This is a genomic window from Nocardioides sp. NPDC057767, from assembly GCF_042798275.1.
Taxonomy (GTDB): domain Bacteria; phylum Actinomycetota; class Actinomycetes; order Propionibacteriales; family Nocardioidaceae; genus Nocardioides.
Genome location: NZ_JBHVKJ010000108.1, coordinates 1 through 8,042 on the forward strand (window position 1 = coordinate 1; position 8,042 = coordinate 8,042).

The following is an 8,042-nucleotide window of genomic DNA, read 5'->3' on the forward strand; positions in this document are numbered from 1 at the left end:
GCCTCCCAGTCGGGAGGCCGCCTTCGGCGTATCTGGCTGTGTCAGAAGTCAGGCGTTGGCCTTCTTCTTGCCCGGTCCCTTGCGGTGCAGGTGAGCCGGGCCGATCTCGCCACCGCGAAGCAGGTCGAGGCGCTCCTTGAGGATGTCCTCGAGCTCCTTCTCCGAGCGCCGCTCCAGGAGCATGTCCCAGTGCGTACGCGCCGGCTTCTCGGCCTTCTCCTCCGGCTTGGCACCGGAGAGGTTGAGAGCCTCCATCCCGCAGCGCGGGCACTCCCAGATCGCCGGAACCTCGGCCTCGTCCGACATCGTGATCTCGAAGTCGTGGCCCTGCGGGCACCGGTAGGCCACCTGCTGGCGGCCCGCGAACTCGATCCCGCGTTCGTCCTCAAAACTTTGTCCGCCCAGTCGGGCGCCGCGCAACGTGCGCTCGGCCATGAAGCACCTCCTGAGTCGATCGTCCCCCGTTGAATGAGCTGAAGAGCGAAGCGGTCTGCGGACTCATGACGCAGGCCGGTCAGGCCTCTTCATACCGTCAACGGTACAGAGGAGGTGATGATTCCGTGAATTGTCGAGATCCTCGCCGTGTTGTTCGACACAGGACCCGCCTGACCTGCGGATCTCTCTGAGAGAGTCCTGAGCGGGCGATGTCCCGAAACCGCCAGCGGCTAGGAGCGCTCTCAGACCCTCTCAGACCCTCTCAGACCCTCTCGGGCGCCCGGTTGCCCGCCTGCTGGATGCCCTTAGCCGTGTTCACCAGTGCCAGCAGCGCGCCACCGAGGACGAAGAAGGCGATCAGCGCGAGGATCGCGGGCCGGTAGGAGTCGGTGAGCTGGTAGACGAGGCCGAAGACCAGCGTGCCGAGCCAGGACGTCCCGCGGTCCATGGCGTGGTAGAGGCTGAAATACTCGGCCTCCTTGCCCGCGGGGATGAACAGCGAGAAGTAGGACCGCGCCAGCGCCTGGGTGCCGCCCATGACCAGCCCGATACCGACCGCCACGACCAGCAACGGAGCGAGACTCTGCTCCGGCACGAAATAGGCCACGACCACGATCAGCATCCAGCCGCCCAGACCACCGAGGATCACCCGCTTGGCGCCGAAGACCTTGGCCAGCCGGCCGAAGAAGATCGCGCCGCCGACGGCGACGAACTGCACCAGCAGATAGATGCCCAGCATCGTGCCCGTCTCGAAGCCGAGCTCCTCGACGCCGTAGATCGACGCCGAGCTGATCACGGTCTGGATACCGTCGTTGAAGAAGAGGTAGGCCAGCAGGAAGGTCAGCGCGACCGGATACTGCGGCAGCTCCTTGAGGGTCACGAACAGCTGGCCGAAGGAACGCGCCACGACGCCGCCGGAGACGTCCTCCACGTCGGCGGGCTCGTGCCGGCGGATCCGGCGCCACGGGATGATGATGAAGCCCGCCCACCACAAACCGGCCGAGAGCATCGAGATCCGCACCGCCAGCGCCGTGCCGAGCCCGAGCGGGTCGGCGAAGGTGACCAGGAGGAAGTTGACGGCGAGCAGCAGCCCGCCGCCCGCGTAGCCGTAGGCCCAGCCGATGGAGGAGACCCGGTCGCGCTCGTTCTCGGTCGAGATCAGCGGCAGGATCGAGTCGCTGACCACCACGGCCGCACCTGCGCACAGGTTGGCGATGATGAACATGATCGACCCGAACCACCAGTTGTCCCCGGTCATGAAGAACAGCAGCGCCGCGCAGAGCGCACCGGCCCAAGCGAAGCCGGCCATCAGGTCCGGCTTGCGGGAGGTGCGGTCGGCGATCGCACCGACGAGCGGGTAGATGAGGGCCGAGAGGAGGGTGGAGAAGGTGATGACGTACGACGGCAGCGCACCTGGCGCGACCGAGAGGCCCAGCACGTCGATGCGGTTGTCGACGGCGGCGGCCTTCGCGATCTCGATCAGGTAGGGCGCGAACAGCACGCCGGCGACCGTCGTCTGGAAGGCGGAGACGGCCCAGTCGGTGAAGAACCAGCCTTTCTGCTCTCGCGCCCGCTCGACGGGCCTGAAGTCGCCGATCCCGGCTGATGTGGTCACTTCTCGGGCTCCTCGCCATGCTCTACGGATTCGGCCTCGTCGGTGGGCTCGGCCCGAGGCGGCTCAGCGTGAGACGGCTCAGCCTCCCACAGCCCGCGCTCCTCCAGGAACGCTTTCAGGACGTCGGTGCGGTCGGTCATCAGCCCGTCGACGTCGCGCTCGATCAGCCGCTTCATCTCGGCCGGGTCGTCGATGGTCCAGACATGGACCTCCTTGCCGGCCTTGTGGGCGCGGCGCACCAGCCCACGCGATGCCACTCGCACGGACAGCGGGCCGATGAGGCGCTGACGGTGCGGGATCTGGAAGGCGTCGAACCGCCCGCCCGCCAGCCGCCTGGCTATCCCCGCGGTCGGGGCGAGGACGTAGGCGAGCACCTCCCGAGGATTCGCCGAGGTCCGCACGCGCCCCTCGGTCAGGCGGCGGAACTCCTTGATCCGGCGCCCCGAGAACGAGCCGACGATGACCTTGTCACCGTGACCGGTCGCCGCGAGCAGCTCGGCGAGCGCACTCGCGGCCCCGTCGGACTTGAGGTCGATGTTGAAGGTGACCTGGGGAAACGCCTCGAAGAGCTCTGCAAGGGTCGGCACCCCGTACTGGCCGCCGATGCGAGCCGCCTGCACCTCGGCGTACGTCATCTCCGCGATCAGGCCGCTGACGTCGGTCACCCGGTCGAGCGCCTCGTCGTGGAAGGCGAGCAGGACGCCGTCGCGGGTGACGTGCACATCGGTCTCGAGATGGGTGTAGCCGAGCTCCACCGCATGCCGGAACGCCTCCATGGTGTTCTCCATCCCGACCAGATCGGGATGGAGCGCGCCACCACGGTGCGCATAGGCGCGTACGCGTCGTTGCTGCTCGCTCACGGGGAGCATCTAACCACCCGTGAGGGACCGATCACATGAGCATCGGGGCTCATGTCTCCTCGCAGCGTAGATCTCGACACGCCCGTCGCGTCTGCTTGCTTCGCAGCGCAGACGCGGGGCTGCTCGATCTCTTCGCCGACGGTGCTCGCGGCTTCGCGCGCGAGCACCTGGCTCAGATGTCGCGGAAGGCGGTGATGTTGGCGCCGAGCTGGTTGAGCCGCTCGGCGAGGTCCTCGTAGCCGCGGGCGATGACGTAGGTCGAGCGGAGCACCGAGGTGCCCTTCGAGGCGAGCATCGCGAGCAGCACGACGACAGCGGGACGCAGCGCCGGCGGGCAGACGATCTCGGTGCCGGAGAAGTGCGTCGGGCCCTCGATCATCACCCGGTGCGGGTCCATGAGCGTGACGTTGCCGCCGAGCTTGTTGAGCTCGGTCAGGTAGATCGCCCGGTTCTCGTAGACCCAGTCGTGCAGCAGCGTCTGACCCTGCGCCACCGCGGCGATCGCGGCGAAGAACGGCAGGTTGTCGATGTTGAGGCCGGGGAAGGGGAGCGGGTGGATCTTGTCCAGCGGGGCGTGCAGGACCGAGTGCTTGGTGTCGATGTCGACCAGGCGGGTCTTGCCGTTGAGCGCCAGGTATTCCTCGGAGAGGGTGTAGTTGAAGCCCATCTCCTCCAGCGTCGCCAGCTCGATCTCCATGAACTCGATCGGCACGCGCTTGATGGTGATCTCGGAGTCGGTCACGATCGCCGCAGTCAGCAGCGACATCGCCTCGATCGGGTCCTCGCTCGGCGCGTAGTCGACGTCGACGTCGATGACCTCGCGGCCGGTGACGCGCAGCGTCGTCGTGCCGATGCCCTCGACCTCGACGCCCAGCTTCTGCAGGTAGAAGCAGAGGTCCTGGACCATGTAGTTGGAGGACGCGTTGCGGATCACCGTGGTGCCCGGGTGCAGCGCGGCAGCCATCAGGGCGTTCTCGGTGACGGTGTCGCCACGCTCGGTCAGCACGATCGGGCGACCCGGCTGGATCTCCCGGTTGACGCTCGCGTGGTAGGCGCCGTCGGTCGCCTTGACCTCGAGGCCGAAGGGGCGCAGCGCGGACAGGTGCGGCTCGACGGTGCGGGTGCCGAGGTTGCAGCCGCCGGCGTAGGGCAGCTCGAAGGTGTCGAGGCGGTGGAGCAGCGGGCCGAGGAACATGATCACCGAGCGGGTGCGGCGGGCAGCGGCCTCGTCCACCGCGTCCAGGCGCAGCTCCTTCGGCGGAACGATCTCGAGGTCGTTGTCGTCGTTGAGCCAGCGGGTCTGCACGCCGATCGAGTTGAGCACCTCGATGATGCGGTTGACCTCTTCGATGCGGGCGACCTTGCGCAGCGTCGTGCGGCCCCGGTTGAGGAGCGAGCCGACCAGGAGCGCCACACCGGCGTTCTTGGAGGTCTTGACCGTGATCTCACCCGACAGCGTCGTCGGACCGGTGACACGCAGGTGCGTCGGGCCGGCCCCGATGTCCACCAGGGAGGAGTCGAGCGCGGCACCGACCCGGGCGATCATCTCGAGGGACAGGTTCTGTTGGCCCTGCTCGATGCGGTTGATCGCACTCTGGCTGGTGTTGAGAAGGTCAGCGAGCTGTGCCTGGGTGAGGCCCTTGTGCTTGCGCGCATCGCGAATCAGGTTCCCGATACGACCTTTGTATCCGTCGGTCATGGTGCACCACCGTAACTCATATATGAGATAAGCCTGGATTCCCCGCGAAGTGTCGGCGATTCGTTTCAGGGCTGTTGCCTGGCTCGTGGAAAGGCCACCGTGTGCAACATCTCTTTACGCCGGGTGACAGGATGCCACCATGCGCGCGACGACGATCCATGGGGTGGGCGACATCCGCTTCACCCAGGTACCCGATCCTGCCCTGCAGCAGCCCACCGACGCCATCGTCAAGGTGGTGGGCTCCTGTATCTGCGGCTCCGATCTGTGGAACTACCGCGGCTCCAACGGCGAGATCGAGGAGCCCCGCACGATCGGCCACGAGTGCATCGGCGTGATCGAGGACGTCGGCGCCGACGTACGCGACTTCAAGCCCGGCGACTTCGTGATCGTCCCCTTCGATCACTGCGACAACACCTGCCCGCACTGCCTCGCCGGGGTCCAGTCGGTCTGCGAGAACCTCGGCTTCACGGTCAGCGGCCAGAGCGAGTACGCCCTGGTCAACCAGGCCGACGGCTCGCTGGTCAAGCTCGACGAGACGCCCGACCCGTCGATGTACCCCGACCTGCTCGCCCTCACCGACGTGATGGCCACCGGCTGGCACGCTGCGGTGATGTCCGGCCTCGGCTCCGGTGCCAGGGGCGGCACTGCGGTCGTCGTCGGCGACGGCGCGGTCGGTCTGTGCGGTGTGCTCGCGGCCGCTCAGCTCGGTGCCGAGCGAGTGGTGGCGATGTCGCGCCACGAGGCCCGCCAGGAGATCGCCAAGAAGTTCGGCGCCACCGACATCGTCGCAGCCCGCGGCAAGGAGGGCGAGGCGGCCGTGCGCGAGCTCACCGGCGGCATCGGGGCCGACTACGTCCTCGAGTGCGTGGGCACCGACCAGTCCTTCAAGACCGCCTCGAAGGTGGCCCGCCCCGGCGCCACCGTCGGGTTCGTCGGCGTCCCGCACGACGTCAACCTCCCGGTCAACGCCCTGTTCCGCACCAACGTCGGCCTCAAGGGCGGGATGGCCCCGGTACGCCGCTACCTGCCCGATCTCCTGAAGCTCACGCTCGAGGGCACGATCAACCCGGGCCTGGTCTTCGACAAGGCGCTGCCCTTCTCCGAGGCCGCCGAGGGCTACCGCCTGATGGACGAGCGGCTCGCGACCAAGGTCCAGCTCACCTACTGAGCAGATCCCGGGCGGGGGATCGACCGAGCCGTTCGTCTGCGACACTCGGTCGATGCCCCGCACCGACACCATGCGCCTGCGCCCGCTGTCACCGGGCGACGAACACGTCTACGCCGCCTGGGCCGACGATGAGGAGTTCCGGGTTGCCAACGGATGGCCGGAGCGCGACCGCGACGGCCACCTCCGCCACTGGCGTCGTCTGATCGAGGCTCCGCCGCCCGAGCTCATCCGGCTCGCCGTGGAGGTCGACGAGGAGGTCGTCGGCTACGCAGACCTCCACGGCCTGGCGCCCGACACCCGCGAGCTCGGCATCGCCATCGGGCCGAGCTCGCGCTGGGGTCAGGGCCTCGGCCAGCGCGCCATCAAGACCGCGCTCACCTACGGCTTCTCCGTCCTCGACCTCACCCGGATCTGGGCCGAGACGCACGAGACCAACGCTCGCGCCAAGAAGCTCTTCGACGCCACCGGCTTCATCGAGACCGGCCGCCACGGCACCGACACCTACCGCGGCGAGGACGTCAGCCTCGTCCAGTACGCCGTCGAGCGCCCTTACTAGCCGGCGATGCGTACGGCCTTCTGCTCCGGGTAACCCTCGGGCAGGAGCATGGTGCCGTCCTGGTGCCGGTAGAGAACCTGCCAGTGCCAGTAGAGGTCGTACGCAGCGGGGGACCGCTTCATCTGCTCGGCGTAGGCGCTGACGGCCGCCACGTAGCGGTCGGAGTGGTTGTAGGACCACAGCGCGCCGGCCATGTCTCCGGGCGCCCCGTTGTTCGCCAGCATGCGACCGGCCGCCATGATGGCGTCGCCGGGGTCGTTGATGTCGCCACCGGCGCCGTACTGGGCGAAGGTCGAGGGCAGGAACTGCATCGGGCCCTGGGCACCCGCGGTGCTGGTGCCGCGGATGCGCCCCATGCGGGTCTCGACCAGGTGGACGGCGGCGAGGTACTGCCACGGCGTCCCGGTCTCCCGCTGCGCCCTGCGGTAGAGCGGCCGGAGCTCGTCCGGAGGCGGTGGCGTCAGGATCTTCCAGTCCGGGAGCTTCGGCTGCGGGTCGGTCATCGCCATGAGCTCGCGGGCCGCGGCGATGTCCGACTCGAGCTGGGCGCGGTCGGCACGGCCGAGCGCGCCCAGCACGTCGTCGGCCTTCACCTTCGACCCGCGGGCGAGGTTGCGTGCGGTCATCTGCTCGAACAGCGCCGCCTCGCGTACGTCCTCGGCTCCCGGCGTCCCGGCGGCGATCGTCGCCATGGCCTGGGCGAGACGCTCGGCCAGCGGCACCGACGCGTCATCGAGCGCCGTCCTCGCCGTAGACGGATCCGGTGAGGACGCCGACGACGACGCCGACGGGCTGCGGCTGGAATCCGGGGGCGGGTCACCTCCGCAGCCGGCGACGCCGGCCGAGAGGGCCGTGATGGCGGTCAGGGCAGCGAGCCGGGTACGCACGCACCCGACGCTACCCGAGGCCTGCCTACTCGCCTGCCTGGGCGATGACGGCCGCGAGCTCGGCTGGTTTGGACAGCTGAGGCCAGTGGCCGGTGGGCAGGTCGACGTAGGTGACGTCCTTGTGCTTCGCGATCGCCGCGACCGACTCCATGCCGTCGGCGACCCACTCCCTCAGGTCGGCAGCCCGGTATTCGGGGCAGACGAACACAGCCGGCACCGAGTAGCGCCGCTCGTCGGTGGCCTCGAACGGCTCGGTGGTCAGGCTGGCGGGGGAGGGCCGCAGCAGTGCCTCGAAGGCGGCGCGGTCGAGGTCGCGTACATCTGCCTCCTCGAACTCCTCCCACGGCACCGGCGGCAGGTCGGCGCCGTCGGTCGGGAAGTTCTTGGCCGGGATCATGCCCGGCTCCGCCGGCCAGCCACCGACATAGACCACGGCCGAGACCTTGTCGACGCGCGCGTCGAGTGCGGCGCCGGCCACCGCGCAGCCCATCGAGTGCCCGACGAGGAGCACGGGTCCGTCTGCCTCGTCGATGGCTGCCACCACGGCGGCGACCTGGTCGGCCACGTGCACGCCGGAGCGGTCGGTCTCGGCCGACTCGAGGCCGGGAAGGGTGATCGGCCGTACGGTGTGGCCGGCGTCGGTCAGGTGGGGGACGACGAGGTCCCATGACGATGCGTCCAGCCAGAGGCCGGGTACCAGAACGATGTCCATGAGGCGATCCTGACCCTGGTTGCGGACGATCCGCTTCCGCGACTCAACTGATTTCGAACTCCACCGACTTTCGAACACAAGAACGGTGGCCACCGCGATGCGGTGGCCAC

At 68.6% G+C, this 8,042-nt stretch carries 8 protein-coding genes; 2 read left to right on the forward strand and 6 right to left on the reverse strand.

Going from position 1 to position 8,042, the window contains the following annotated elements:
• Nucleotides 1–48: 48 nt before the first annotated feature.
• From ACFVDI_RS28200 to ACFVDI_RS28215, 4 genes are all read right to left on the reverse strand, one after another.
• A complete protein-coding gene (locus ACFVDI_RS28200; RefSeq protein ID WP_008359714.1) occupies nucleotides 49–435 on the reverse strand; it encodes an RNA polymerase-binding protein RbpA in 387 nt (128 codons plus the stop codon).
• Between the two features lie 262 nt (nucleotides 436–697).
• A complete protein-coding gene (locus ACFVDI_RS28205; RefSeq protein WP_378912193.1) occupies nucleotides 698–2,050 on the reverse strand; it encodes an MFS transporter in 1,353 nt (450 codons plus the stop codon).
• A complete protein-coding gene (locus ACFVDI_RS28210) occupies nucleotides 2,047–2,910 on the reverse strand; it encodes a glycerophosphodiester phosphodiesterase (RefSeq protein WP_378912194.1) in 864 nt (287 codons plus the stop codon). The genes ACFVDI_RS28205 and ACFVDI_RS28210 overlap by 4 nt, the downstream gene beginning before the upstream one ends.
• Before the next feature lie 172 nt (nucleotides 2,911–3,082).
• Complete coding sequence (locus ACFVDI_RS28215; RefSeq protein WP_378912195.1) at nucleotides 3,083–4,609, reverse strand: UDP-N-acetylglucosamine 1-carboxyvinyltransferase; 1,527 nt, start codon at nucleotides 4,607–4,609, stop codon at nucleotides 3,083–3,085.
• A gap of 139 nt (nucleotides 4,610–4,748) precedes the next feature.
• Between ACFVDI_RS28215 and ACFVDI_RS28220 the strand changes: the two genes are divergently transcribed.
• Nucleotides 4,749–5,777 carry a zinc-dependent alcohol dehydrogenase family protein gene (locus tag ACFVDI_RS28220; protein ID WP_378912196.1) on the forward strand — a complete coding sequence of 343 codons (1,029 nt, stop codon included), beginning with the start codon at nucleotides 4,749–4,751 and terminating at the stop codon, nucleotides 5,775–5,777.
• A 52-nt stretch (nucleotides 5,778–5,829) separates the two neighbouring features.
• On the forward strand, nucleotides 5,830–6,333 hold the full coding sequence (locus ACFVDI_RS28225; protein ID WP_378912197.1) for a GNAT family N-acetyltransferase: 504 nt from the start codon (nucleotides 5,830–5,832) through the stop codon (nucleotides 6,331–6,333).
• Here the strand turns inward: ACFVDI_RS28225 and ACFVDI_RS28230 are convergent.
• Both ACFVDI_RS28230 and ACFVDI_RS28235 read right to left on the reverse strand, forming a co-directional pair.
• Entirely contained in the window at nucleotides 6,330–7,220 is an 891-nt protein-coding gene (locus ACFVDI_RS28230) for a transglycosylase SLT domain-containing protein (protein WP_378912198.1), read from the reverse strand. The genes ACFVDI_RS28225 and ACFVDI_RS28230 overlap by 4 nt on opposite strands.
• 25 nt (nucleotides 7,221–7,245) lie before the next feature.
• On the reverse strand, nucleotides 7,246–7,932 hold the full coding sequence (locus tag ACFVDI_RS28235; protein WP_378912199.1) for an alpha/beta fold hydrolase: 687 nt from the start codon (nucleotides 7,930–7,932) through the stop codon (nucleotides 7,246–7,248).
• Between the last annotated feature and the right edge of the window lie 110 nt (nucleotides 7,933–8,042).

What these genes read in the sequence shown, in the direction of transcription:
- ACFVDI_RS28225 (WP_378912197.1), top strand. Translation starts at nt 5,830, where the DNA reads ATGCCCCGCACCGACACCATGCGCCTGCGCCCGCTGTCACCGGGCGAC.
- ACFVDI_RS28215 (WP_378912195.1), bottom strand. Translation starts at nt 4,609, where the DNA reads ATGACCGACGGATACAAAGGTCGTATCGGGAACCTGATTCGCGATGCG.
- ACFVDI_RS28235 (WP_378912199.1), bottom strand. Translation starts at nt 7,932, where the DNA reads ATGGACATCGTTCTGGTACCCGGCCTCTGGCTGGACGCATCGTCATGG.
- ACFVDI_RS28200 (WP_008359714.1), bottom strand. Translation starts at nt 435, where the DNA reads ATGGCCGAGCGCACGTTGCGCGGCGCCCGACTGGGCGGACAAAGTTTT.
- ACFVDI_RS28220 (WP_378912196.1), top strand. Translation starts at nt 4,749, where the DNA reads ATGCGCGCGACGACGATCCATGGGGTGGGCGACATCCGCTTCACCCAG.